Source organism: Microbacterium maritypicum MF109 (genome assembly GCF_000455825.1).
Lineage (GTDB): Bacteria > Actinomycetota > Actinomycetes > Actinomycetales > Microbacteriaceae > Microbacterium > Microbacterium maritypicum_A.
Window position 1 is genome coordinate 1 of sequence record NZ_ATAO01000040.1, and the last position, 209, is coordinate 209.

Consider the following 209-nt stretch of genomic DNA (forward strand, 5'->3'; position numbering starts at 1 on the left):
CGTGCTCGAGGTGGGCATGGGTGGGGAGTGGGACTCCACGAACACCGCCGACGGCGACGTCGCGGTGTTCGCGCCGATCGACATCGACCACGCCGACCGTCTCGGCAGCACGATCGCCGAGATCGCCGAGGTCAAGGCCGGCATCATCAAGGAGGGCGCGGCCGTGGTGTCCGCCCAGCAGCCCGCGGAGGCGGCCGAGGTGCTGCGTC

1 pseudogene is annotated in these 209 nt (G+C 71.8%); it reads left to right on the forward strand.

Going from position 1 to position 209, the window contains the following annotated elements:
- Window positions 1–209, forward strand: a pseudogene (locus L687_RS24790) (Mur ligase family protein); the annotation flags it as partial.